This window comes from Bdellovibrio bacteriovorus, assembly GCF_002208115.1.
GTDB classification, from domain to species: Bacteria; Bdellovibrionota; Bdellovibrionia; order Bdellovibrionales; family Bdellovibrionaceae; genus Bdellovibrio; species Bdellovibrio bacteriovorus_C.
The window spans coordinates 2738229-2762584 of the sequence record NZ_CP020946.1 but is presented as its reverse complement, the minus strand read 5'-3'; the positions used below and the strand labels follow the sequence as shown (position 1 = coordinate 2762584).

General features: G+C 50.8%; 30 protein-coding genes. 18 read left to right on the top strand and 12 right to left on the bottom strand.

The genetic code is table 11. The features are described from left to right. Positions 1-93 precede the first annotated feature (93 nt). Genes B9G79_RS13225 through B9G79_RS13215 form a run of 3 tightly spaced genes read left to right on the top strand, consistent with a single transcriptional unit; the run spans position 94 to position 2266 of the window. A complete protein-coding gene (locus tag B9G79_RS13225) occupies positions 94-486 on the top strand; it encodes a hypothetical protein (RefSeq protein WP_088565929.1) in 393 nt (130 codons plus the stop codon). Positions 487-545: 59 nt separating this feature from the next. Next, the gene (locus tag B9G79_RS13220) at positions 546-1901 is read left to right on the top strand and encodes a hypothetical protein (RefSeq protein ID WP_088565928.1); all 1356 of its coding nucleotides are present in this window, start codon (positions 546-548) and stop codon (positions 1899-1901) included. Continuing rightward, entirely contained in the window at positions 1898-2266 is a 369-nt protein-coding gene (locus B9G79_RS13215; protein WP_088565927.1) for a hypothetical protein, read from the top strand. Before B9G79_RS13220 ends, B9G79_RS13215 begins: the two co-directional genes overlap by 4 nt. A gap of 8 nt (positions 2267-2274) precedes the next feature. Here the strand turns inward: B9G79_RS13215 and B9G79_RS13210 are convergent, their stop codons facing one another. Then, complete coding sequence (locus tag B9G79_RS13210; RefSeq protein WP_157678784.1) at positions 2275-2730, bottom strand: hypothetical protein; 456 nt, start codon at positions 2728-2730, stop codon at positions 2275-2277. 184 nt (positions 2731-2914) lie between these two features. Between B9G79_RS13210 and B9G79_RS13205 the strand changes: the two genes are divergently transcribed. The 3 genes from B9G79_RS13205 (at position 2915) to B9G79_RS13195 (ending at position 4808) form a co-directional block, all read left to right on the top strand. Then, positions 2915-3346, top strand: a complete 432-nt coding sequence (locus tag B9G79_RS13205; RefSeq protein ID WP_232468670.1) for a hypothetical protein — start codon at positions 2915-2917, stop codon at positions 3344-3346. Between the two features lie 80 nt (positions 3347-3426). Then, complete coding sequence (locus tag B9G79_RS13200; protein WP_088565924.1) at positions 3427-4419, top strand: hypothetical protein; 993 nt, start codon at positions 3427-3429, stop codon at positions 4417-4419. After that, positions 4419-4808 (top strand): hypothetical protein, encoded by a 390-nt coding sequence (locus tag B9G79_RS13195; RefSeq protein WP_088565923.1) that lies wholly within the window; start codon positions 4419-4421, stop codon positions 4806-4808. The genes B9G79_RS13200 and B9G79_RS13195 overlap by 1 nt, the downstream gene beginning before the upstream one ends. Here the strand turns inward: B9G79_RS13195 and B9G79_RS13190 are convergent. The 6 genes from B9G79_RS13190 to nrdR all read right to left on the bottom strand — a co-directional run bounded on the left by B9G79_RS13190 (position 4805) and on the right by nrdR (position 8975). After that, complete coding sequence (locus tag B9G79_RS13190) at positions 4805-6040, bottom strand: hypothetical protein (RefSeq protein ID WP_198298013.1); 1236 nt, start codon at positions 6038-6040, stop codon at positions 4805-4807. The two genes, B9G79_RS13195 and B9G79_RS13190, sit on opposite strands and share 4 nt — an antisense overlap. A gap of 73 nt (positions 6041-6113) precedes the next feature. After that, a complete protein-coding gene (locus B9G79_RS13185) occupies positions 6114-6959 on the bottom strand; it encodes a pyruvate, water dikinase regulatory protein (protein ID WP_088565921.1) in 846 nt (281 codons plus the stop codon). Further along, positions 6959-7513, bottom strand: coding sequence for a GTP cyclohydrolase (locus B9G79_RS13180; protein ID WP_232468669.1), 555 nt, complete (start codon positions 7511-7513; stop codon positions 6959-6961). Before B9G79_RS13180 ends, B9G79_RS13185 begins: the two co-directional genes overlap by 1 nt. A gap of 79 nt (positions 7514-7592) precedes the next feature. After that, positions 7593-8045 carry a hypothetical protein gene (locus B9G79_RS13175; RefSeq protein ID WP_088565919.1) on the bottom strand — a complete coding sequence of 151 codons (453 nt, stop codon included), beginning with the start codon at positions 8043-8045 and terminating at the stop codon, positions 7593-7595. After that, entirely contained in the window at positions 8045-8452 is a 408-nt protein-coding gene (nusB, locus tag B9G79_RS13170; protein WP_088565918.1) for a transcription antitermination factor NusB, read from the bottom strand. Before nusB ends, B9G79_RS13175 begins: the two co-directional genes overlap by 1 nt. Continuing rightward, positions 8391-8975 (bottom strand): transcriptional regulator NrdR, encoded by a 585-nt coding sequence (gene nrdR / locus B9G79_RS13165; protein WP_011163623.1) that lies wholly within the window; start codon positions 8973-8975, stop codon positions 8391-8393. The genes nusB and nrdR overlap by 62 nt, the downstream gene beginning before the upstream one ends. 147 nt (positions 8976-9122) lie before the next feature. Here nrdR and B9G79_RS13160 point away from each other — a divergent pair, with 147 nt between their 5' ends. The 4 genes from B9G79_RS13160 (at position 9123) to B9G79_RS13145 (ending at position 12387) form a co-directional block, all read left to right on the top strand. Further along, a complete protein-coding gene (locus B9G79_RS13160) occupies positions 9123-9752 on the top strand; it encodes a hypothetical protein (protein ID WP_232468668.1) in 630 nt (209 codons plus the stop codon). Next, on the top strand, positions 9749-10936 hold the full coding sequence (locus B9G79_RS13155) for an RsmB/NOP family class I SAM-dependent RNA methyltransferase (protein ID WP_088565916.1): 1188 nt from the start codon (positions 9749-9751) through the stop codon (positions 10934-10936). Before B9G79_RS13160 ends, B9G79_RS13155 begins: the two co-directional genes overlap by 4 nt. A gap of 62 nt (positions 10937-10998) precedes the next feature. Then, positions 10999-11547, top strand: coding sequence for a hypothetical protein (locus B9G79_RS13150; protein WP_232468667.1), 549 nt, complete (start codon positions 10999-11001; stop codon positions 11545-11547). A gap of 99 nt (positions 11548-11646) precedes the next feature. Further along, positions 11647-12387: a hypothetical protein gene (locus tag B9G79_RS13145; protein WP_088565914.1), complete on the top strand. Its 741-nt coding sequence runs from the start codon at positions 11647-11649 to the stop codon at positions 12385-12387. 44 nt (positions 12388-12431) lie between these two features. On the opposite strand, the gene B9G79_RS13140 is transcribed toward B9G79_RS13145, so the two are convergent. Next, positions 12432-13187 carry a hypothetical protein gene (locus B9G79_RS13140; RefSeq protein ID WP_232468666.1) on the bottom strand — a complete coding sequence of 252 codons (756 nt, stop codon included), beginning with the start codon at positions 13185-13187 and terminating at the stop codon, positions 12432-12434. A gap of 83 nt (positions 13188-13270) precedes the next feature. Here B9G79_RS13140 and lgt point away from each other — a divergent pair, with 83 nt between their 5' ends. Both lgt and B9G79_RS13130 read left to right on the top strand, forming a co-directional pair. Next, on the top strand, positions 13271-14329 hold the full coding sequence (lgt, locus tag B9G79_RS13135) for a prolipoprotein diacylglyceryl transferase (RefSeq protein ID WP_088565912.1): 1059 nt from the start codon (positions 13271-13273) through the stop codon (positions 14327-14329). A 416-nt stretch (positions 14330-14745) separates the two neighbouring features. Continuing rightward, on the top strand, positions 14746-15363 hold the full coding sequence (locus B9G79_RS13130; protein WP_088565911.1) for a hypothetical protein: 618 nt from the start codon (positions 14746-14748) through the stop codon (positions 15361-15363). Positions 15364-15447: 84 nt separating this feature from the next. On the opposite strand, the gene hisS is transcribed toward B9G79_RS13130, so the two are convergent. Then, complete coding sequence (gene hisS / locus B9G79_RS13125) at positions 15448-16698, bottom strand: histidine--tRNA ligase (protein WP_041583482.1); 1251 nt, start codon at positions 16696-16698, stop codon at positions 15448-15450. Between the two features lie 100 nt (positions 16699-16798). Between hisS and B9G79_RS13120 the strand changes: the two genes are divergently transcribed. The 5 genes from B9G79_RS13120 to B9G79_RS13105 are packed head-to-tail and all read left to right on the top strand — an operon-like array spanning position 16799 to position 19714. Next, positions 16799-17248 carry a DUF3299 domain-containing protein gene (locus B9G79_RS13120; RefSeq protein WP_232468665.1) on the top strand — a complete coding sequence of 150 codons (450 nt, stop codon included), beginning with the start codon at positions 16799-16801 and terminating at the stop codon, positions 17246-17248. 17 nt (positions 17249-17265) lie between these two features. Beyond that, positions 17266-17763: a ZrgA family zinc uptake protein gene (locus B9G79_RS13115; RefSeq protein ID WP_088565909.1), complete on the top strand. Its 498-nt coding sequence runs from the start codon at positions 17266-17268 to the stop codon at positions 17761-17763. After that, positions 17750-18439, top strand: coding sequence for an ABC transporter ATP-binding protein (locus tag B9G79_RS13110; RefSeq protein WP_088565908.1), 690 nt, complete (start codon positions 17750-17752; stop codon positions 18437-18439). Before B9G79_RS13115 ends, B9G79_RS13110 begins: the two co-directional genes overlap by 14 nt. An 8-nt stretch (positions 18440-18447) precedes the next feature. After that, positions 18448-18690: a hypothetical protein gene (locus tag B9G79_RS18390; RefSeq protein WP_232468664.1), complete on the top strand. Its 243-nt coding sequence runs from the start codon at positions 18448-18450 to the stop codon at positions 18688-18690. Beyond that, a complete protein-coding gene (locus B9G79_RS13105; protein ID WP_232468663.1) occupies positions 18665-19714 on the top strand; it encodes an ABC transporter permease in 1050 nt (349 codons plus the stop codon). The genes B9G79_RS18390 and B9G79_RS13105 overlap by 26 nt, the downstream gene beginning before the upstream one ends. A 56-nt stretch (positions 19715-19770) precedes the next feature. Here B9G79_RS13105 and B9G79_RS13100 read toward each other — a convergent pair whose 3' ends face one another. Together B9G79_RS13100 and B9G79_RS13095 are read right to left on the bottom strand one after the other, a co-directional pair. Continuing rightward, positions 19771-21675, bottom strand: a complete 1905-nt coding sequence (locus B9G79_RS13100; protein WP_088565907.1) for an iron-regulated protein frpA — start codon at positions 21673-21675, stop codon at positions 19771-19773. A gap of 37 nt (positions 21676-21712) precedes the next feature. Next, on the bottom strand, positions 21713-21997 hold the full coding sequence (locus B9G79_RS13095) for a hypothetical protein (RefSeq protein WP_088565906.1): 285 nt from the start codon (positions 21995-21997) through the stop codon (positions 21713-21715). Between the two features lie 313 nt (positions 21998-22310). On the opposite strand from B9G79_RS13095, the gene B9G79_RS13090 reads away from it, so the two are divergent. Beyond that, on the top strand, positions 22311-22526 hold the full coding sequence (locus tag B9G79_RS13090; protein WP_088565905.1) for a hypothetical protein: 216 nt from the start codon (positions 22311-22313) through the stop codon (positions 22524-22526). Here the strand turns inward: B9G79_RS13090 and B9G79_RS13085 are convergent. Next, positions 22523-24352 carry an adenylate/guanylate cyclase domain-containing protein gene (locus B9G79_RS13085; protein WP_088565904.1) on the bottom strand — a complete coding sequence of 610 codons (1830 nt, stop codon included), beginning with the start codon at positions 24350-24352 and terminating at the stop codon, positions 22523-22525. The two genes, B9G79_RS13090 and B9G79_RS13085, sit on opposite strands and share 4 nt — an antisense overlap. Positions 24353-24356: the final 4 nt, after the last annotated feature.

Here is a 24356-nt window from a genome sequence, read left to right as displayed (position 1 = left end):
TCATGGTCATGCTTGTTTTTTTTTGGCGGGCATACAGTGCAATCACCCAAGCACGGGTCCCTGCCGATGACCGGCAGAGTTCAAGGAGTCACTATGAAATTCGTTTCTCTGATTATGGCAGCTTTGTTAGGTCTTGGTTCTTCAGCAATGGCATCCCAGGAACAGGGTGTGGCCAAAGATGTTCAGATTGGCATCAGTGGTGTTTATGTTCCGGGTGGTTTTGATTCCGCATCTGATGTTTATGTTGTGGTGAACGGCATCTTCCAAAATGGCTGTTACAAATGGAAGAGCGCTGAAATTGATCACAAAGACACTTACTATCATAGTGTCAAATCCATCGCGACAGTGAGCCCGGGCATGTGCCTGATGGTTCTGATTCCTTTCCAGAAAGAAGTCCGTCTGGGCCGTTTTGCCCCGGGAAAACACACTTTGCACTTTGAAAATGGGGATGGCACTTACATCGAAAAATCAGTGATGATCGAGTAAGAACTTGCACCCAAAAGAGGGCTTTTTAAAGCCCTCTTTTTTTTGAAGGGATCGCTGCCATGCACGTAATCCTGATTTTACTTTCCTTAATTTTTGTCGGCTGCACCAAGGCGTCATTTTATACTTACGATTGGAAAGAGGGCGACAAGACTAAGATCACTGCGCAGCTTGCGGGCTTCGAATTCGCTCCGGCAGAAAAGAACCTCTCCGCTCGGGAATGGGTTCGTCTGCAACCTCAGATTTATCAAGGGCTGGTGGTTGAATCTGCCTACAAAAAAGAGATCCTTGCCACCGATGGTGTTTTAAAGCGTGTCCGGGCCGGTGCTGTCAAACCGGAGATCGCTTTTGCCCACTTGGATTTGGCTTCTGTCGCGGAGCAATCCTCAGGAATTCATCGGAAACTTCAATCGGCTTTTCCTTTGTTTCGCAAGCGTCCCCCGCAAAGCGTGACTCCGGTGATTACCCAGCGAGGTGGTTTTTATGAAGTCATCTGGCAGGTGGACTATATGGATCTCAAAGGCCAGATGTGGACACTGAAGTTGAATCAAAATCTGGAAGTACGCTCTATCAGGCCTGCGGGTTCTCAGTTTATTGATACCAGCGCCTGGGTGTATCCGCGCGGCCCCTTGTTGGGATCTGTGCAAGAGGTTCCCTTAAAAGGTCTTTATCTGGAACCCACTCTGGCCAATCATTGGGTGTATGTAAGTTCGCAGGCCCCCGACAAGATCGACAAAGTGGCAGGTCCGTTGAAGTTTTCAACGCAGGACCATCGCTTTGATCAAGCGCAGGCGTTTGTATATTTGAATGAATCGTTCAACTGGTTTCAAAACCGTTTGGGATTCAAAATGCCGTTTCAGGTGCAGGCCGAAGTGTTTGTGGGCTATCCTGAAAAAACCAATTCGGCCTTCTATTACCAGGGGAAAATTCGTTTGGGCCAGGGCGACGGGGAATTCTATCAGAACATTCCGCGCGATCCGTCCATTGTAGTGCATGAAAGTGCTCACGCGGTGATTGATGTGCTGGCGAAACTTCCCTTTGAAGGGGAAGGTGGATCCCTGAACGAGGGCTTTGCCGACTATTTCACAGCTATGCAACTGGGAAGTCCCCGTATGGGCGAAGCCTCTTACAAGAAAGCCCCTTTTCGCCGGACCGTCTTGAATGATCTTACGGTGGCGGACCGAAATGGGGGATTGTATCACGATTCCGGAATTGTCAGCGGCACCTTGTGGGAAATCTCTGAGCAACTGGGTTTTAAAAAGGGCCTGGATTTTTCCATGGCGGTTTTGAATCGCCTGGTGCCAGGCAGTGACTTCGCTGATTTTGGCGGCACATTGAAAGAGGTTTGTGCTGAAGGTCTGTCGATGGAGGACGCGCGAAAAGTGAATGGGATTCTTTCCAAGCGAGGATGGTTATGAGCCTGCTGGGAATTTGGATTTTTGTGGGTCTTCTGTATCAGGGGCAAGAGTTGCCGCCGCCGAATCCGGCGTTGCAGATCGTCTATCACTTCAGTTCTAACACTGAAAACACCTTGCGCTACTGGCGCGAAGGGGAGCAGGGGTTTTGTGAAAGACGGGCTCAGTACTCATTGAGTCAGGATCAGCTTTATCAGAAGGTGGTTGAAGTTCATCCTGACAATGCACCCTGGTGTTCTCAGGATTCTGACATGCGTTTGGGCTTTGAAAGCTGGACCGTCCTTCGGGAGATGAACGGTCGCTTGTATCTGAAAGTTCTGATGGGGGAAGAGGATCTGTCGTTTATCTGGGAGCGACGGGCAGAGTAAGCTTCAGCCTAGTTGAATCTGTTGGCACAGGCCTGCTTCAGCAGATAAGCCTCGCGCCAGGTGTCCTTGCTGCGCAAAGCCCCCTTGAGATACCAATAGATTCGGACTTGCTCCATATAGGTCAGATCGCAAAAGCCGGTGTCGACATAACAACTGACGTGACTGTCCATCGCTTGCGTATGAAGGTTTTTGCAGCTTGTGCCTTCAGAAACCTCTTGGACCCGTTCCTGCAGACAATAGCGCACATCCTGAAGCCAGATCTGAGAACGGGCAGAGAACCGTTCTTCGTCCACTAAGAACTTCTCACAGTAGGGGTAGCCGAAGTCTTGCCAGTATCCTTTTTTACCACAGGCGTGTTCGCGCTCTTTGCAGGCATAAAATTCACAGGAATTATCGCTGGGCACACAGGTGGCCTGAGCGATCGTGGGTGTAAACAAAAGCAATAAAATCAAATATCTAAGCATGGGCCGAACATAAAGAAGCCAGGGGCCGGTGTAAAGCGGTGGGGGCTTGATAGGCAAAATTACCATAACTGTCAGGATTGTGACGGGGCATTCTATGGTGTCTGACGGGTTTTTATGTGGTTCAGTGATTTTTCTCGTATTCCTCAGGTGGATCTGTAAGGTCACCTAAATGAAAGGACTCTGTATGAAGGCATTGATGGTTGTGATTTTGATGTTATTGGCAGGAGCAGGGGCCCAGGCCGCGGCGGACTCGGTGGCGGTGTTTCATCGCGCAGAAAAGGTCGGCGTTCTGCTGAACGAGCGTGGCGCTTACGGGCGAATCCAGCAGTTCATGGATGCCGTGGGAGCTGAGGGCCGCTATCGCTGGCTGAGTGCCGATGAAAGTGTAAAAATCGAGTGCGCCCGCGAAGATGTCAGAGCCACTTGCACCATCCGTTTCCTGCCGTCTGAGATCGTGAAAATCCAAGGCCGCAGCGTGAAGGCTTTTGTGGCGACGAAGGAGTTCCCACAGTCCTTTGAGATGGCCTTTGAAAGCTCTATGGAGGACCGCTTCAATCTGATTTTGTCCCCTGAAGGAATTGAACTGTGGGCCGGAAAGCGTGGCCAGCAGCCCTAGCCGTAGTACCAAGGTCTGATTCTGTTTAGGGCCTTTCAACAAACTGGGCAAAATGACGATGCCATTGGATAATAAAACCAATGGCATTTTTTTTAGTCTTCTTATTTTCCTGGAATGTCTTTGCTGGAGAGCCTGACAACTTTTCCGCCCGTCGTGACAAGAATGCGGTGGTGGCCAATGCTGAAATCAACCGCGTGGTGAACGCTCTGTTGACGATGGCACTTGATAATTACAACTACAGCAGCAAATCCTGTGATCGCAAAAGATTTTTGAAATATCTGGAAGACGATCTGGATCGCAACCTTCCACAAATCACCAAAGCGTTGTATTTCAATGTGCCGCAGGCGGGGCCGAAAGTTCACACCGAGGTCCCTTATGGATCCGGCAAGCCGTACACGCAGCTTTACTTTTCCCAAAGCGCCAAAGTACAAGTGAAGGGTCAAATCTTTTTTGTGGGGTTTGATAAGATCGATCACTTCTTTTCTCACGGTTCCATGTATTGGGACATGGTCGGGCAGGATCCGAAGCTCCCGGCTGACAAAGTGAAAAAGGCGCTGGAAGTTGGGATCATGCAGGAAAATGCGACGTGGGGGTTGCAGCGTCCCGGTGTGAAATCCTATGCCGATCTGATGGCCAACTATAAAGGCCTTTATTTCTGGCGTGATCTGTTTGATGGAGCTCCGCCCTTGATCGTGTGCAAAGACGGAAAGTTTGTGCAAAACCGCGAATTTGATCTGGCCAATTACTTTGAACCGGCGATGGATGAAACCATCAATTGCAGCAGCTTCGCCACCCAGGAAATTCATGACCGTATCACCGCGGTCACAAAAAAATGGAATATGAATTGCCCGGTGGATGCAAATGCCTGCGAAACGGCCAAAAAAGTCCATGCGGACAAAGCCGCCTTGCTGCTGCATCCGAAGTGTCGCGGTACAGGAACTTCCCAAATTGAAAAAGCCTCGCCGATGACCACTAAAGATGTCATTGATACCGCCCAGGCGGCGATGTCGGGTGGTGGGGACTATCTGTTGTTTAAACTTTTCGGTGAAAAACAAAAGAAAGGGGCACAGTAATGATTTATCTGTTGTTGATGTCCCTGGCCTGGTCGGCAGCGGAGAAAGTCGACCTGCTCCAAGCCCGCCAAACATGGAAGATTTTCCGTGCCTGCGAAAAGCTCAGAGTTAACGAGTCCGATCTTTTACGCTGCGCCAACACCGAGCTTTCAGAAAAGCTGTCTGCGCCGGAAAAGGCCGCTCTGATTCGATTCCTGGATCAGGGAATTTCTTTTTCTGACATAGGCGAATGCGAAGAAAATGCGCCGGTACAACCCATGCGTCTGCAATCCCGCGAAACCTCTTACTGTATGAAACTGACGGGTCTGAAAAAAGAATCCCACGGCTATGTCGTCTTTGTAAAAGAAAACAGCGCCGCCAAAATCCAAACCATCAAGTTCAAATTTTAAAGCCTTGAATTGATCTTTTCGATCAGCGTTTTGTTAGCGTCTTGAACTGAGGGCGTTTCTTGATGCCAGCGAGACAGTATATCGTCGCGCAATAGGTTATAGACTTTTTCAAGATATTCACGTTTTTCTGTCGACGAATATCCCTTGATCCAATGGCCTGCAAACAGCCTGCTGCGAACTGGTGAAAGCCTGTAGTGCGGGGTGGAGTCATTCCAATGCTCGTGGGAGTGTCTGATGGTGAAATCACGGGCTTCAGCCATATAGATATCTTTGTCAGAGCTGCTGGGAAGTTCCACGGCCTTGCGCATGGCTTGGGGGTCTTCGGCATAAAGCACGGCCACCACGTCAGCAAAAAGTTCGTGATAGGGCGCAAGCAAATTCAGTATGCGGTTTTGTTCCGCAGAAAATTCACCCCCTTCAAAGTAGGCTTGCGCCAACTGGCGTTCGATGTCCTGTTTCTTTTTCAGAAGGCGCTCTTGGTGGGACGGGGTGGGTGCTGCAATGATGCGCTTTTCAATCAAGCCCCGTTGATTTGCGAGGAAGTAGACTTTTTGGTTTGCGATCATGGGTGAAGCGATGCCTTCGCGGATGGCTTTGAATTCAGGAATGTCGCGAGTCAGCCAGTCAGTTAGGATTACGTGACCGTATTCGTGTGCAAAGGTCGTTAGATTGCCCTGTTCATTGCGCAGATGTTTTTCTTTGTGGTTTGAGCCTTCAATGTAAAGAAACTCTGCGGCTGAAAGTACTTTCACACCATCATAGGAAGCCCCGCTGGCAGAATGCTTTAATGACAGCATGATTTTCTCAGAGACGGGAGCCCAATCAGAAATCGAATCGACAACACCAGCCAGCTTTTGCGCGAACCCGCAAGATGAGACAGATAAATCATTACCGTCTTGCCATAAATTCACTGAGGAAAAGGAAGAGATCCCGGGACATTGATTCGCCATAAAGTCCGACTCAACACTTTGCGCCTGTACCTGTACAGACACTAGACAGGAAAGGAAAGGCATAAAGAATTTAAGAGCAGATGATCTCATAGGCAACCTCTGTATAAACAGAGATACAATTGCTATGCCACAGGCTCTTCTTAGTTTTGGCGCAAAGGTCGAGAGAAGGCGTATTAACCCGAGCGAGGCTGGGATGTCTTGGACCCGGCGGACAGCTGCCAGCAACGCAGCGACCTCCGTGGGCGCCACGACGGCGCGCACCCGCGCGGAAGCGCGGGCCACGGCAGAGCCCGGACGGCGTGTCGCGGAGTTGACGGCAGCAGGCCGACGGGGCCAAGGCAGCCCGGCCGTCGTATTAAAAGATAACGCTGTCAGGAAGGCCCAGACGGGCGGCGATGATTCGCACGATCTCACTGGCTGTTTCTTCCAACGCACGTTCGGTGACGTTGAAGACCGGCCAGCGGCGATTCACCTTAAAGATCTTTTCAGCGTATTCGATTTCTTTGGCGATATGAGACATTGAAGCGTAAGAACCACCCGGATCCTGACCGAATTTTTCCAAGCGGCTTTTGCGGATTCTTTGCAGGGAATCCATATCGATGATCAAACCCACAATGCGGCGCTGATCGATCTTGAACAATTCTTCCGGCAGGGGAGTGTCCAATACCAGCGGGACGTTTGCGACCTTCCAGCCCTTGTGGGACAGGAAGATGGAAAGCGGCGTTTTACTGGTGCGGGAAATTCCGACAAGAACGATGTCAGCCTTGTCCAGTTCGGCAAAGGTTTTGCCGTCATCGTGTTTGACGGTGTATTCGATGGCTTCAATGCGTTTGAAGTATCTTTCATCGACCGCACGCAAGGCACCCACGGTGTCTTCGGAATGCTGACCAAAGAAAGTGTCCAAGGTGGAAAGCAGCGGGCCCAGAAGGTCAAAGTAGGGAATGCCTTTGCCGGAAGCCATTTCGCGGATCTTGGCGCGCAGGCCCTGGCTGGCAACGGTGTAGGCCAGCATTCCACGGCGCTCGAAGCATTCTTCGATGACGGCCTCGGCCTGGGTTTCGGTGCGCACGTTTTTACAGCGGATGATGTTAACGTCTTTGGTGGTGTATTGAACCAAAGCCGCCCGGATCATCGTTGCGGCGGTTTCACCCGTGCTGTCAGAAAGGATATAGATGGTGTAGGTTTTGTTGTCGCCGTCCATCAGTCAGCAAGTCCGTTGATCAGGGCGCGACGCACGTTTTCGACATGTTCTTTCAGCCACAGGTCGGCCATGCCCGAGAAAAGAATAAAGGCAAAGTCAGGGCTGGCTTTGATCAAAAGGCAGGACGTTTTATTGTCCGGATCCAGATGCTGTAACTGCAGTTTTTCCAGCATCGGCTGGGACGCCGTGGAAAGCACTGACAATAGATTCATCTGAGGGATTTTAACAAAGGACTTGGAGTTGTTTTTCAAAAGGTGAGTCGCACCTTTATGGAAATAAGCCTGCGCTTTCCACTGACCGTCGTGATTTTCCAGCATAACGCCGGCATCAAACAACAAGGCCAGACGCGAGAACACCACAATCGCACGATCAATATGATCTTCCGGCAGACCCAAAGAAAGGCCGCGCACCAAAGACAGATCGCGGGAAGGTTCAAAGTGCGCATGGCGCTCTGACGCTTCCACCTTGGCTTCAAAATCATTTTCCAGAACAGACTCAAGTCGTTTCTGAAGGTTTGTGATTGTTGACACCAAAGACTGCGAAAATTTCTCCATGAACGCTCCCACTAAGATGCTCCGCCAAATGATGATGTTGGTGCTGGCGGTTTATTTAATTGTGGGGAGAAACGTTTGTTTAATCAAGGACGACTGTGAATTCCTGAACCGGGTGGTGGGTCTGCCAGGCGATCTGCAGGTTCCCGGTACTTTGTCCAGGTGGCATGAAAATGCGCAAAGTGGGTTTGTTCAGATTCTTCCAGATGCGGAAGATTTCGGCGGTCCACTGGGTAAGGTCTTCGTTCCAGGGAAGGATCACGACCCATTTGTTGGGCAGAAGTTTGTCCGAGGCGATCATCAGCGGCTGATCAGACACCGCAGGGATCGCGGGTTTGTTCAGTTCGGTCTGTTCCAATACACTGCCCAAGAACTCAGGCAGTGCCGGGGACTGGTGGCGCGAGGATTTGCACACCTGAAAGTTCAGGTACCAATCCAGCTTCGCGGTCCACGGCGACTTTTCCAGATCAGGCACAATCCACAGGTCGGAACCCGGGTTTAGAGCGCTGGCCTGGGAAAGTACGCTAAGAGCCATTAGTGAGCCTTGCCGACTTGATCTAGAAGTCCGTTAACGAAGCTGCCAGAATCGGAAGTTCCGTATTTTTTGGCGATTTCCACCGCTTCATTGATGACGATGTTTTCTTTGATCGGATCTGCCGCAAAACGCATTTCGTAAACGGCAATGCGCAGGATGTTGCGGTCGATGGTCGCCATGCGTTCCACTTTCCAGTGGGCGCTGGACGCCTGAATCTTGGAATCAATCTTTTCTTTGTTGGATTTCACACCGGTCACGAGAAGATCAGCATAAGTGATCACTTCGGGGTCAAGACTCTGCTCAAACACCTCTAGGAATGTTTGGTAGCTGATCTGCGGAGCAAACTCAGTTTGAAAGAGGACCTGGAGGGCGAGTTCGCGGGCTTGGCGTCTTGCTGTCAGTTTCATGGTTCGTACTTTTCTCGCTTTCAACAAATGTCATGGCCGTGAGGCTTAATTGTGGATTACTTGCATCGACAAAATCAAGAAGTTCGGCGTCTTCCAGAGTCTCCACAAATTCCTGAACGTCTTTGAAGGTTCTGTATACACTTGCAAAGCGAATATAGGCAACGTCATCCAGTTGTTTTAGTTCAGCCATGACCTTTTTCCCGATCAGACGGGAAGAGATCTCGGATTCACCACGATTGATCACCCAGGCAGAGATTTTTTCAACCACCGCATCGATCTGCGCCAGACTGACAGGACGCTTTTGACAGGAGGCCTGAAGACCTTTGAGAATTTTTTCTTTGCTGAACGGTTCGCGGCGGCCGTCTTTTTTGATGATGAACGGGAACGCCAGCATGATCGTTTCTACAGTCGAGAAACGGGCTTTGCACTCGAGGCACTCACGACGGCGGCGGATGCTTCCGTCCTTCTGCACTCGGGTATCCAAAACTCTGTCATCAGCATGTCCGCAAAAAGGGCATTTCATAGTCTTTAGTCCCGTCCAAAAAGCTAGCCGGAGATTAGGGAGGCGCCTGTCTTGAGTCAATGGGTCTAGTGTTAACGACCTAGCGCGTCAACAACTTCCTCGCCAGAGGGAAAACTGAATAGAATAGAAGCCAGAATTGAGGTGCGTGTGAAGACTTTTCTATCGTTGATTTTGCCCTTGTTTTTAAGCTCCATTGCCACAGCCCAAGACTCCCAGCCCGTGGTGGGCCGCGAGGCCGCTGCGAAGTACTTCCAGCCCCGTGACACGGCATCGTCCTCCTTCAACACCGGAGGCGGTCCGTCGGATCACTATCTGGCTTTGCATTTTGGCCGTTACATGGCGTCGCAATCCTATGACTGGGGCAAGAACGGTCAGGAAGATGACGTGGGGAAAAATCAGTTCGGCGTCACTTACCGGGTGGGCGAGTGGTACAACTCCATGGACATGCTGCTGAGAATTGATTACTCCGAATACGACCTGGGTGGCGAAACTCCGAATAAACTGGCGTTTGTTCCGATGATCATGTTCCCGGATGCGACCTCACGTTTCCCGCTGTATTTTGGCGCGGGTGCCGGTTTGGGAGTGTTCTTTAAACAGGCCTCTGGAAAATCTGCACTGTCCCTGGATTATCAGGTTGTCGCCGGGGCACGATTCTTCAATATCTTTGAAAACACTGGATTCTTCATTGAAGCTGGTTTAAAAAACCACCTTCTTATTCTGTCCTCTGGGCAGTTCAACGGAACCTTTTTGGCCACTGGCCTGGTGTTTACATTTTGAAAATTCACAAGCATCTCGTATCTGAAATCGTCACCGCTCTGGATGAAATCTTTGAACAGGGTTTCTATGCCGACAAAGTCATCCAGCGCCATTTGAAGGCCAACACCCGCTGGGGTTCCCGCGACCGCCGTTTCTTTGCTGAATCTGTTTACGAAATCGTGCGCTGGGAGCGTCTGCTGTCCCATCTTGCTGATGACAACGATCTTTGGAAAGTGTGGGGCGCGTACTGGGTGCGCGGCGGAAACGAACTTCCTGACTGGGAAGAGCTTGACGGTCTTGATCCGAAAGAAGTCATCGCCCGTGAAAAGAACGTGTCGTCGTTCGCGATTGCTCAGTCCATTCCAGACTGGATGCACGAGCGTGGCACCAAAGAGTTGGGTGAAGAGTGGAAGGATGCGATGCGCGCTTTGAACAAGCCCGCGGAAGTGTTCCTGCGCACCAATACTTTGAAAACCACGCCGGATGAGCTGATCAAAACTTTGGAAAAAGACGGCATCAACGCCACGAAAGTTTCTCCGGATCTGCCAAACGCTCTTCGTCTGGTGGAACGTAAAAACGTGTTTATCACCGAATCCTTCAAACAGGGTCTGTTCGAGGTTCAGGATGCCGCTTCCCAGATGGTTGCGCCATTGTTGGGCATTGAGCCGGGTCACCGCGTGATCGACGCCTGTGCCGGTGCTGGCGGCAAGAGCTTGCACATGGCTTCCATGATGAAGAACAAGGGCAAGATCATTTCCCTGGATATTCATGAATGGAAATTGAAAGAGCTGAAAGTCCGTGCCCGCCGTGACGGGGTCGATGTGATCGAAACGCGTTTGATTGACTCCAACAAAGTGATCAAGCGCCTGTACGACACCGCGGACCGCGTCCTTCTGGATGTGCCTTGTTCGGGAATGGGCGTTTTGCGCCGTAATCCTGACACCAAATGGAAACTGAGCAACGAAGAGATCGACCGTCTGCATGGCTTGCAGTACGAGATTTTAAGCACCTACTGCAACATGACCAAAAAAGGCGGGCAGATGGTCTATGCGACCTGCAGCCTGTTGCCGAGTGAAAACGAAAAGCAGGTTGAAAAGTTCCTGGCCGAACATGGCAAGGACTGGACTTTGCTCAAGCAGATTCATGTGCGCCCGGATAAAGAAGGCTATGATGGCTTCTACGCTGCGCTTTTGAAAAGGAATTAATATTCTGCAACTGGACCTCGGCTGGCCTCGGGGTCCTAAGTAAACACGCCGATAAAGATTCTGTGAAGAAACTATTGGTGGTCCTCTTAGTGCTGTTTTCCATGAATGCCCATGCCGGCTTTTTGCTGGAGCTGGGTGGCACCTACATGTCAGACAATCTGACCACCGACGAAACCCGAACCTCCGCCAAATACTTCTATAACATCGGCCTGCTGTTCAGTCTGAAAAAACACATCTGGGGCGGGTGGAACTACTCTGGAATTTCCCACACCGACAAAGATGACGTGACGATCGATTTTGCCTCGACCGATACCGGCCCTTACGTGAAGTGGCAGTTTGGGCGCAACGAACTTTACAGTGTCAGCATGGCTTACAATATCCTGAGCACCGGGACTTTCTCCAACGATGGCGAGGCTGAAAGGTGGACGGGGACCAGCATGTGGTTTCAGTTCGGGGTCATGCCCGAGTTCAAAGAGGGCTTCCATATCGGGGCGTCTTTGAACTATTACCTGGCAAATTATACAAAGAAGACCGTCGACGGCACTGAAACCAACTCGTCCAACTCGAAATCCTGGATTTTCCCAATGCTTACGCTCACCAAAGAATGGTGACGCCTTGCGAAAGGTTAAATAGTCAGCATCGGGGCTTTTTCATTTGAAAGCTCGTATTTGCCTTGATATGACCCCTGCCAACGAAACAAGGGGGTCCAAATGATTCGTTCTATTATCGCAGCTGCGTTGACACTGGGTATGGCGTCATCCGCATTCGCTACTGACAAAGCTTACTTCGAAATCAAGAGAGTTATCGTTCGCGACGTAACTGCTCAATATCCACAGATGGAAACGTATGCAAAAGGTGCAAACGGTCTTTCTCAGGATTGCAACTCTCAGCGCCCATTGCGCGTGAAGTTCACTGGCGAGCCAGCTATCGCTAATGACGTGAACCCACTGAACGCGATCGAATTGATCGTGGATCAAATCATCAACATCGGTAAAAAAATCTTCGCAGTTATCAACGCAGGTAAATCTGTTGTTAACGTGAAATTGGACACTGCAAATGCTCTTCCTGCTGGTTTGACTTGCTGGTCTGACCTTGCTGGCTGGAACATTCCTCAGTCCAAAGTTTACAACGTAACTTATGAAAACGGCTTCGGTATGTCTGTTGTCGATTTCTCTTACCGCGTGACTTACACTGCAGGTGGTTCTGCTGATGGTGTTGGTAAATACATCACTAACGCGACCTTCATGCCAGCGAACCTGTCTGTTGCATGGGGCTTCAACTTCGATGCTAACGCAGTCATCCCGTCTGTGTTCAACACAGGCTCCAAGCGTGATCCTGTAGCTGGTATGCAAATGAACATGGAGTGGAAAGTGACTTCTCCAATGGCTCACGAGCAAGCGACAGAGTCTTACTTCGTAAGCGGCGAAAACAAACTGATCGAACTCGAGTAGTTTAAATAAAAAAAGGCCCGGCAAAACCGGGCCTTTTGTCTTCTCTAGAAGAAGATCTTAAGTCCTGACCTGATCCCTGTGCGATCGGTGACTGTGTCATCGGCAGCAGCAGGGATTTTTGTTTTCTGGCTCTCCTTGTACCAGTTTCCGAAGATCCGTACGGCTTTAAAGTCTATAAAAAGCCCGGCTTCGGTGCGATTGCCTTCGACATCTCCCAATTCATCCGTGGAGGTGGGAAGGTAATAGCGATATTTCCCGTCAATTCCAAAATACTTGGTCAAATATACCTGCAGCGACACCTGGCCAAACTGCTGCGACAGCCGTTGATCGGCCTCGCGGGTGCGCAGTCCGTAGTGCAGGGTTAGCGAGGTGTTCTGGATCGAATTTCCCAGAACGCGGATGTTCAGCATGCCGGTCAGGTCGTTGAACTCCTCTTCGCTGTTGTTTTCATATTCCGCGGTCAGCCCGACGAACTGGGCATAGGCGGAAAGCTCACCCATGTACGACACATGAGAATCGCTCACGGACGTGTTGTCGGGGTCCTCGGTTTTGAACGAGTTGTACGAGGCAGCGAGTGAAAACTCGTAGGGCGACGGAGAGTTCACCGACAGCCACATATCCATCATGCGGTTGCGGTTCTTCATTTCGAGCCACTCAGAAAGAGACCACCGGCTGCCTTCGCGGGCGGTGGCGCGTTTGGTGAAATCAATACCGCTGCCCCAGCGACTGCCGGATTGAGCCTGAGACAGACTCGCGGTCAAAATAATGCACAGTAGAAGTAGAGACGAAAATCTGGACATACCCCCATTTTCTCGCTTTATTACCATAAGGTCCAAAAATTCTCTTATCGAGACCCTTGTATGTCTCAAAGAAGGATGCGTCTGTGGTTCATGATTTCGATCCATTTGCTTTAAGAATTTCCGGTGATTTCGGAGTCCGTTGGTACGGCCTCTCTTACATGATGGGCTTTATCTGCGCCTACATCCTGATCACTTGGCTGGCAAAAAGACAACGTGCGGGTTTGTCTGTCCAAATGGTCGGCGATTTTATCACTTATGCAGCCATCGGTACTTTGGTGGGCGGTCGTCTGGGGTATGTGCTTTTCTATGGCCCGGATCTTTTCATGAAGTTCAAATCTGAATTCCCGTACTGGGGTGTGCTTGCTGTCAACGAAGGCGGCATGGCAAGTCACGGTGGTATCATCGGGATCGTGATTGCGTGCTTACTGTATGCGCGCAAGTATTCTGTGAACTCTTTGTACTTGCTCGATCTGGTCGCGGTAACCGGTCCGATCGGTGTGTTCTTTGGTCGTATCGCCAACTTCATCAACGGTGAACTTGTCGGTCGTCCTTGCGATCCGACGTATCCGCTGGCGGTGAAGTTTCCTCAAGACATCGTTTCCTGGCCAGGTCAGGAAGCCGCGAAACTGACGGAGCTTGTTCCGGTTGTTGAAAAAGTCGGCGTGGGTCGTGAGCAGTGGCTGGAACTTGTAGATAAGTTCCGCTTCGATCTGACAGCTCGTGAGCAGCTATATTCTACTTTGAACAAAGTGATTGAATCCATCCAAGACGGCAACACTGCAGCCAAAGAGGCGATTGCACCTTTGTTGACTCCGCGCTATCCGTCTCAGTTGTTCGCAGCCTTCGGTGAAGGTCTGCTGATCTTTATGTTCTTGTTCTTCCTATGGAGAAAACCACGCAAGCCGGGCTTTATCGCCGCTTGTTTCGTGCTGATCTATGCGGTGGTTCGTGTTGTTGATGAACACTTCCGTATGCCAGATGCTCACATCGGATTCCAGGCTTTGGGTCTGACCCGAGGGCAGTGGCTGAGCGTTGCCATGTTCGTTGTCGGCTTGATCCTGATGGTCGTATGGACTCGCGCTGCCTCCCTGAAAATTCCGGGCTGGCAGAGAGGGCACTCCATTAAGTTGAACCGTAAATAGATCGCGCCGGTACGCCCGGGGGAATGGCTGGGGGCTTTGCAGCCTCCAACGCTCGGACAGTCCTCGCGCTCTGTTTGTTTTGTGAAGGCCGCCTTATGGGTGGCTTTTTTGTTTTCTGATTGCCATCGCAGGCTTTTCTTAGCGCTGCGGAACTCGGTTGGAGGCTGCAAAGCCCCCAACCATTCCCCCTCATACCGGCTTATCTAAAAGGTACCTGCTTAAAAGGTACCTGCTTACTTTTGCAGAAGCTCTGCGTTGGCGGAAAAGGTACCTGCTTACTTTTTCCGAAGCGGTGCGTTTATTTTGTAGGGGTACAGGACGGTTTGCATGTTGAGGGTGGGGTGGCTGCACTCCAAATTTTTTGTTACTGATTTTTTCAAATAAGCGGTAGCCTTTTCCCAACAGGAGAAAAGGCCATGATCTTCAGACTTGCTCTGTCCGCGTTGTTGTTGGGTTGTCTTTCGCTGGGATCGGCTACGGCGTGGGCTTTGGATTTTGACAAAGATGCCGGGATGTCGCGAGAGGTTCTGGTGGAGTCTTTGAAAAAGAACACTCGTTTGAATCAAGAGCAGATCGATCAACTGGTTGTTACTTTGCAAAATCAGTTCAATGTGCAGCCGGGAGATAAAATTCCTATTAAGGGTTATCTGTATGCTCACGGCATGAATGTCGGTCTGTTTGTGGATCACGACGTGTGGGCTTTTGATGCGGCTTTCCTGGTGCCGGGCACGGATGAAGTTGTGCGTGTTCCGGGTTTGTATCTTTGTGATTTCAAAAACGGCGGCCTGAAGTTTGAGGTCGCTTACAAGTGGATGTTCAGCTTTATTCCAAGCGGGGTTTCTTTAAGCGAGCTCAATGGTGCGGTTTATGGCCGTGGCGTCGGGGTCGTGGCCGAGGCTTTCCTGGGCCTTGAGGGCTCTTGGCTGCCGGCGCAAAACCGAGTGAATGATCTGTTTCACGTCGCGGTGAAGCTGGGCTTTGGCGGCGGGATTGTCTTCCCGAAAATGGAATTCAAGCTGCGTAATATCCAATAGTTTTTTGTTCTGCCAGGTCATTTCTGAAAAACAAAACCCGCTCTTTCGAAGCGGGTTTTTTGTTTTTAAATCACGTCTGAAAAATTAGATTGAAAACGGGTAGGTCTGAAGTTCTGCGCGGGTGATTTCTTTTTGTTCGCCCGTCGTGAAGTTCTTCACTGTGACCGTTTTATTGGTCACTTCGTTGCCGCCCAAAATCAAGGCATAGTGAGCACCCAGTTTGTTGGCTTTTTGCATCTTCTTGCCCATTTTGCCCGACAGGAAGTTTTCCGTCTTAAAGCCACGCACGCGCATTTCATGAGCGACTTTCACGCTTTCGTCCTCGCCCTGTTCGTCAGCACCAACTACGGCGATGATGACTTCCTTTTTTGTCGCCAGTTCTTTCGGGGTCAGATCAGCCAAACGGTCGATGCCGGCAGCCCAGCCCACGCCCGGAGTTTTCGGTCCGCCCATGGTTTCAATCAAGCCGTCATAACGCCCTCCCGCAAGCACGGTGCCCTGAGCCCCCAGCTTGGTGGTCGTGAATTCAAAGACAGTGTGGCAATAATAATCAAGTCCACGAACTAGATGATCATTAATCTTGTACGGGATGCCCAGCTTTTCGATGCCCGCGATGACCTTCTTGAAGAAGTCCTGGGAGGTCTGATTCAAGGATTGTTCAAGTTTTGGTGCATTGGCATTCAGCTTTTTGTCGCCTTCGTCTTTGGAATCCAGAATGCGCAGCGGGTTTTTCTCCAGACGCATTTTGCTGTCTTCAGAAAGCTGATCTTTATGGGCGGTGAAGTAGTTCACCAAAGTATCGCGGTAAGCCGCACGGCTTTCCGCATCGCCCAGGGTGTTGATTTCCAAGGTGCAGTCGTCAGAGATGCCGATTTTTTTCAGCAGATCCCACGCCAAAGAGATGGTTTCCACATCCGCCAATGGGGATTCATAACCTAAACACTCTGCGCCCAATTGGTAAAATTGGCGATATCGTCCTTTTTGTGGTCGCTCATAACGAAACATCGGGCCGGAATAATAGAACTTCAGTGGAAGATTCTGCATCATGCCTTCTGAAATAAAAGCGCGAGCCACACCCGCAGTGCCCTCGGGTCTGAGCGTCAGACTTTCGCCTCCACGATCTGTAAAATCATAAGTCTCTTTATTCACAACGTCGGAAGTTTCGCCCAAAGTGCGGTGAAAAACGTCAGAAAACTCGAAAATAGGGGTTTCGATCTCTCCGTATCCGTACAAAAGTGCCTTTTCATAGGCTGATTCTTCGACAAAACGGAAAAGAATGCTGTCTTCAGGAAGCAGGTCTCGAGTGCCGCGGACGCGTTGGATTTTGTTGCTCATGGAATTGGCCCTTTTTTGACTACAAAACATCGTTATATCAGAGGCAAGGGCGGTGCGCAAAGCTATTGCTTTTAAAGGGGGGAGCGTCTTTAATGGGATTATGAAGAACTGGGTATTAGCAGGAGCGTTCATACTGGTGGCTGTTTTAGCTGCCGTCATTTATCAGTTTGCCGGATCCGGTGGCGCCGCATTGAATGGTGTGGAGGTCGACTGGCGTCTGCTGGGTGAGATGGACTATGTCACGGGCAGCTCTTCTTCAGAACTGAAAGCGCTGGACGGCAAAGGGGTGAAGATCCCTGGCTTCATGGTTCCCCTTGAAGACAACCAGCGCGAGGTCGTGGAGTTTCTTCTGGTGCCAAGCCCGCAGGCTTGCATCCACGTTCCACCACCGCCGCCGAACCAAATGGTGTACGTTAAGATGAAACGCGGAACCGATGCGGCTGTAGGGCCGATTTGGGTCCACGGAACTTTGAATCTAGTGACTAAGAAGTCTATGTACGGGGACGCCTCGTTCGAACTCATCGGTGAGGCGATCGAACCCTACAAATAACTTTCAAGGAGGTCTTTATGTTGAAAGTTCTTCTGTTTTCCCTGATGGCCATGGCGCACTCCGATCACGCTGCCCATAATCAGGCGGCACACGTTCACGGCGCTGGCAAAGTCAGTCTGGCCTTTGATGGCAAAAAAGGAAAATTGGAGTTCCATGCTCCGGCAGAATCCATCTACGGATTCGAACACGCGGCCAAATCCAAAAAGGACAAGCAGAAAAAAGATGAGGCTCTGGCCAAGCTCGGCGAAAAAATGGCCGAGATGGTTGTTTTGGATCCGTCTTTGAAGTGTGAAATCAAGCTGGACATGTACGAAGTCATCGAAAAGAAAAACCATTCCGACGTGGAAGGGGAGTTCAATATCTCCTGTGAAGCGCCGGTGGCAGGCAGTACCATGACGTTCAATTTCCAGAAAGTCTTCCCGCGCCTGAAAAAGGTGCAGGTTGAAGTGCTGGCCGATCAGGTGCAAAAGTCCTTGGAGGTTGGCAAGAACGGAGAAACTCTTGAGCTCAAATGATCTGATCACCATCAGGGATTTGTCTTACACCTATGAAGGTCAGAGAAATCCCACGCTGCACGTTCCTGAATTTACGGTGAAAAAGGGCGAAGAGCTGTTTCTTTACGGTCCCAGTGGCACAGGTAAAACGACGTTGTTAGAGATTCTGGCGGGCGTGCTTCGTCCGACCAGCGGGACTGTGCAGATTCTGGGACGTGACTTTGTTAAAATGTCCGATTCCGAGCGCGACTCTTTCCGCGCCGAACACATGGGCTATGTTTTCCAAAGCTTCAATCTGATTCCTTATCTGTCCGTGCGTGAAAACATCGAGCTTCCGTTGCACCTGAGCCCGGCCCGCAAGGCTCGCTTGGGCAGTGTGGACACCGAAATGGTGATCCGCGCTTTGTGCGGCAACCTGGGAATTTCTGATCTGCTGGAAAAAGGTGTCACCGAACTGAGTGTCGGACAGCAGCAGCGTGTGGCCGTGGCCCGCGCTCTTCTGGGGAAGCCGGATCTGCTCTTGGCCGACGAACCGACCTCGGCACTGGATGCAGATCACCGCGAAAAGTTTCTGAAGCTTTTGTTTGAACTTTCCGAGCTTTATGGAACGACTGTCGTATTTGTGTCTCATGACCGCAGCATTGAAAAACTCTTTACGCGTTCAATCTCCTTAGAATCCATTAACAAGGTTGTGTGATGGTCTTTTTGAAGTTGGCAATCAAATCCCTGAAGAATCGGGCGTTCGCAACAACGCTGACGGTGATCTCCATTGCATTGAGTGTGGCTTTGCTTCTGACTGTCGAGCGCGCCAAACGGGCCGCGGAAGAGGGCTTCACACAAACCATCAGCAAGACCGACCTGATCGTCGGTGCGCGCAGTGGTCCGCTGCAGTTGATTCTGTATACAGTGTTCAATATGGGAAATGCCACCCATAATATCTCCCCATAATATCTCCTATGAAACTTATGAAAAAGTAAAAGCGCACCCGGCGATTGAATGGACGATTCCTTATTCTTTGGGTGATGGGCATCGCGGTTTCCGCGTGGTGGGCACGACTCAAGACTTCTTCAAGCATTATCACTATCGTGGTGACCAGCAGGTGAAGTTTGCTCACGGCAAAGAGTTCGCCGACATCTGGGATGTGGTTATCGGGGCTGATGTGGCCCGCAAGCTAAACTATTCTCTGGGTGGTCGTATTGTGGTTGCTCACGGTGTGACCAAGGGCGAAGGCATCTTGCAGCACGATGATCGTCCGTTCGTGATTTCCGGTATTCTTGAGCCGACTGGCACGCCACTGGACCGTGCAGTTTACATGTCCTTGCAGGGCATGGAGGCTTTGCACGTGGACTGGCAGGATGGCGCAGCTCCGGCGATGGATAAGGTTATTCCTCGTGAACAACTGACGAATGATCTGAAGGTTCACACCATCACGGCGTTCTTTGTAGGCGCAAAGTCCCGCATCGAAACCCTGAAACTTCAGCGCGAGATCAATAATTTTGAAGGTGAACCTTTGCTGGCGATCATTCCGGGGGCGACTTTGAGCGAACTTTGGAATGGATTGTCTTATGTTGAAGGTGTGCTTCGCATGATTTCCTGGATGGTTGTGGCCGTGGGCTTTATGGCGATGCTGATTGCCTTGACGACGACACTGAACGAACGCCGGCGTGAAATGGCGATCCTGCGTGCTGTGGGGGCGAAGTCCAACCAGATTCTGGGTCTTTTGGTGTTCGAGTCCGCACTTTTGACTGCGGTGGGTGTGGCGTTGGGACTGGTGACCTCCTGGGGTTTGATCGCGGTGTTGAAACCGTGGATTGAAACCGAGTTCGGTCTGTATCTTGTCGGCCCTTGGGTCACTCGTTATGAATTGATGTATCTGATCATCACTCTGGTTGGCGGGACGCTGATTGGTTTGATTCCGGCTTTGCGTGCGCAGAAGCTGGCCTTGAAAGACGGACTGAGCGTTCGTATTTAAAAAAAACCGCAGGTGTTGCGACCTGCGGTTTCATGTCTCTTAGGTTTCGGAATTATCTACTGAACAATTTGTGCGAGCTGGGCACCTCCTACAGCCGGAAGGCCCGTCGTATCAATGTTTTCCAGGATCACGCCTGGTTTCGCTTTAAAGAAAATATCCACCATCAGACGGAACTCGACATCCTGACCGTCTTTGTCTTTACCTGTTGCCAGACGGGTCAGCAGTTCCTCTTCCGCCAGATCTGATTCGCCCTGTTTGAACATAAGGAACGGAGAGCGCAATTCAGTGCTGTTGCCGTACTTGTCTTTTTCATTGGCATAAACCACGTGGCAGGCATTGATCGCAGCCACTTTCGCATCGGCCAGACTGATGACTTCACCGGCATCCGCCACCGCATTGCGGTTTTTGTCCACCCAGACTTTGATTTTCTGGCTGTACAGTTCACCATCCCAAGGGCCCAGGTAATGCTTCTTTGGATCTTCGGACTGACAGTCTTTTGCCGCCAGCGCCGCCAAAGTTTCAAAACCGTTGGCAAAAGTTTTTTCTTCACCGTTCACAGACACCTTCATCTGAGAACCAAACAGGTTCTGAGAACTTGTGATGCTGCCATCCGCATTCGGAACCACCAGGAAGCCGTCATCAATTTCACGACTGAAGTGGGTTTTGTTCACGCTGTTTGTGGACTCGCGCACAACCAGGTTACCACCCAACCATGCCGTCATGTGAGTCACCGGCGCCTGGATGTTAGCAAGGTTGAAGAAGCTTCCGCCCTCAAGGCTGGAAGTGCGAACGTTTTTTACACCCAAATCCAGAACCAGCGGAGTGTACTTGGTGCTCATCGCCGTGCCTTCGACACCGGAATGAACCAGCCACTGGATCAGCTGTGGCACACCTTCGTAAGCTGACAGGGTGCCGGCTTTGGAAGTGCGCTGCGAGGACAGCACATTGGTCACGAATTCACGCTCGGTCCAAAGGGTTCTCAAAGAGAAGATTTCTTTGAAGGTCAAACGGACTTCATCACCGCGGGTCAGGCCTTTACTCAATTTAATAAACTCCGGCGTCAGAATGCTGACGGTCTTGCCGGATTTATCGACGACGTTTTCACGAAGGTCGGCAACATAAAGGGACACGATGTTCGGAGTTCCATCGCCTAGTTTTTTAAACAGACGGGGACTGCCGGAATCAACGATGTCTTCATAGGATTCACCATAGTACAAGTTACGCAGGGAATGGTTTTGCACGGCCAGTACGTCTGCTGGAGCGGCGGCGCCTTCTGCAAAGACAGTCACGGCACCCACGTCATCAACACTGGCAATCGCGCGCACGGTGCTGAAGAAGCATTTTTCACCCGCGATGAATTCACGGCGGGCTTGCTGGTGGTCAGCGATATAGTGGAAGTGATTGGTTTTTACCGCTGCTTTGTTGCAGTTCGTGGACCATTTGCAGGCATCCGCAGCGCTGTCTTTTTTAGCCGCGCCCACATAGAACGGTGTCACACCATTGGATTCTTTACGCAGAATGGATCTTTCGTGGGACCACTGGGCAATCGCGTCTTCGGCGCTGCCGGCAGACACGGAAAAGCGCACGGGAATCAAAGAAGTGTCCGCTTTTGCCGCCGCCAGGGCTGCCAGGCGTTCTTCTTCATAACGGTCACTGCCGTCAGCACGTTGACGCTCGCAGTTTGAAACGGCTTTACCGTTCAAGCCTTCGTCAGCGGCAATGTTGGGTGTCATGGAATCGTCACCCTGACTGATGTCAGACATGTGTTTATATGGATTGAACGGATCGACTTTAGGTTCTTCAACTTCCGGGATCACCGGCGTCTGACCGAAAACGTTGTCCGTCAATGAGCTTTGTTCAAGGACTGAGGGGGCAAAACGTACAGGTTGGCTGCAACCTACGACAGCCTCAACAAGCGCTCCACACAGAACAATTTTTGAAAGTTTAGTTACTTTATTCACGAAAATCCCCCCGGATTTAAAACTGAATACTTGCGAACTAGTGATTCTGATCGCGCAGTGATTTCACTTCGACTTCGTCCTCCAGCAGGAACGGATTGTATTTCACCGGATTGCGCGTGCTTTGCACGACGGTGATCACTTCACCTTTAAAGGTGTTTTCTGAACTGACATTGCGTGTGATGGTGTTGTTCAGATTCCTGGCAGCAGCGTTGTTTTCTTCAATCATCTGATTAAAGTCGCCGGTGCCGATACCATCTTTAGCAAAGCTTTTTACTGGTGCGATCAGTGTGAATAGTAAAAGTCCACCCATTACCTTCGTCATAGCATCCCCCCGTGGGAATTTTCCTAAAGCAACGGTCAGGCCAGCACTTAAGTGATTGAAATCGTGTGAAGGGCGCTGTTCACGTTTTGGTGGCGTTACCGTTCCTTAATCTCTGTGAATGCTTGATTTGTCTGGGATAAACCTGAAAACCGCCCAGTGTTTAAACATGGGAATTGCGTGTACAGTCCGCTAACAGGGGGTGGGGAACGTCAACCAGCTTTTAGACAGTGACCAGGGTATCAACGGCGATAAGCAATAGGTTGCTTTAAAGGCGGCAAGGGAAATGCAAGGGTAGTGGATTCCGGGGGGAATCATGCGTATCAATCTAAAGCTAGTGCTTTTGTGTCTGTTGCTTATTAATGTCGTATCCTGCGCCAGCGTGGGACCAAAAGATCCCACCAAGCAGGTTCACGTCACTGAAGCCTTTATATATCCGGAATATAGACAGACTGTTGCTGTGGCAGAAGAATTCAGCCGCAAGCAGGTCGCGGCGGCAGGCACTTCACGCGCTCCCGCCAGCGTGCCTTAAGCTGCGTCTTTGATTTTGACCTTGTCAGCGGCTTCCGCTTCATAGTCAGAATAGGCAGTGCGCACTTCCACCATCGAGCCATCTTCCGCTCGATAACCACGAACCTTGAACATTTTCAAAGCCTCCGAGCGTCCTTTGACCTCGGCGGCACCGGCAAGTTCGGTCTTGAAGTCTTCACCGATTTTTTCGATGACGGTGTCTGAAATCAGCAGATCCGCACCGAAAGCCTTGGTGGAGGCTTCAATTCGCGAAGCCGTATTCACCGTGTTTCCGATCACCGTGTACTCCATGCGCTCATCTGAACCGATCGTTCCGGAAATTGCTTTTCCGGCGTGCAGGCCCATACCGATGTTGATCGGCGGCTGTTCGCGGGCAATACGGCGTTCATTCAGGCCTTCCAAAGCGCGGCGCATTTCAAGACACGCACGCACGGCCTGATGGGCGTCTTTGTCCGAGCTCTTCGGCGCACCCCAGACCGCCATGATCGCATCCCCGATGAATTTATCCACAACCCCGCCATGGGAGTTGATGATTTTAACCATCACACCAAAGTATTCATTCAGCATCTCTACGACCTCTTCCGGAGATCGTTTTTCCGAGAACGCCGTGAAACCACGAATATCCGAGAAGAAGACAACAACGTCTTTGGTCTGACCGCCAACCCCGATGTCCTTGTTGATCAAGTCCTCGGCAACGGAAGAGCCGTGGAACTTCGAGAACAGGCTTTTCACCTTGTCGCGTTCTTTTAGACCCTCGGTCATGTGATCAAAGGCCTCGGCCAGATCGCCCACTTCGTCATGGGATTTCACCTGGGCACGGGCCTTCACATTGAAGTTACCCTTGGACACGAGATTGATCATCTCCGCCAGTTTTTCAATCGGGGAGGTCAGGGTCATAGAGAACAGGAAGATAAAGAAGATCGCCATCGAGATCGCGGAACCGGCGACGAAGATCGCCCGGCGTTTTACTTCGCGGGAAACCTCCAGGATGGTTTCTTCGGATGTCTGGGAGATCACCGTGGCGCCGTAAGAGGTTTTTACAGAAGCCCCGAAGTAATCCTTGTCGTTGTCAGGATTCAGGAACTTGGTTTGGAACTGTGGTGACTTTTGTGTCAGAGCCTTCTGCACGATCGGATACTTTGCCATGTTCAATCGCGCCATGGCTTTTTGTTCGTCCTTGTGGGCGAGAAGCTCTCCCTGACGGTCAATCAGGTACTGGGTGCGTTCAGACGGGTCCGTGAAGGGTTTTTCAAACGGTGCCAAAGTCACATCGGCCAGAGCCACGTGGGTGATTTTACCTTGTTCATCGCGGATCAGCGGGATGCCAATTGTGATCATCGCCGGAGCTTTCGGGTAAGTGGCATTTTTGATTTCAATGCTTCCTTGAGCCACCGAGCGGATGGGGAATTTCTGCCATGAACGCACATGGATCATGTAGGTGGAGTTAAGACCATAGGGTTTCAGCAGGTCTTCTTTCACCCTGCGGGCCACGGTTTCCACACTGGTGCCGTCCAGCTTCAGAACTTCCAGAGAAATAAAGTTTTTGTCTTTGGTAAAGTTGAAGTCAAAGTCATCGCCGGTTTGTACTTGAGAGTTTGCGCCCTTGGTCAGCAGGGACGCGGTGACACGGGTTTTGTCCACCAGATTGGCGATGATGTTTTCGATCTCTTTGGCTTTGGCTGCGGCAGATTCAAGGTTCGCGATATCGACCTGCTCTGCGGCTTTCTTCTCAAAGTAAGACGACGAAATCCAGGTGATGGTCCCGGTGGCGGCAACCAGGATCAGGATTGTGACTGTAATGAGTTTTGTCGAAATCGGTATTCTCATAGTT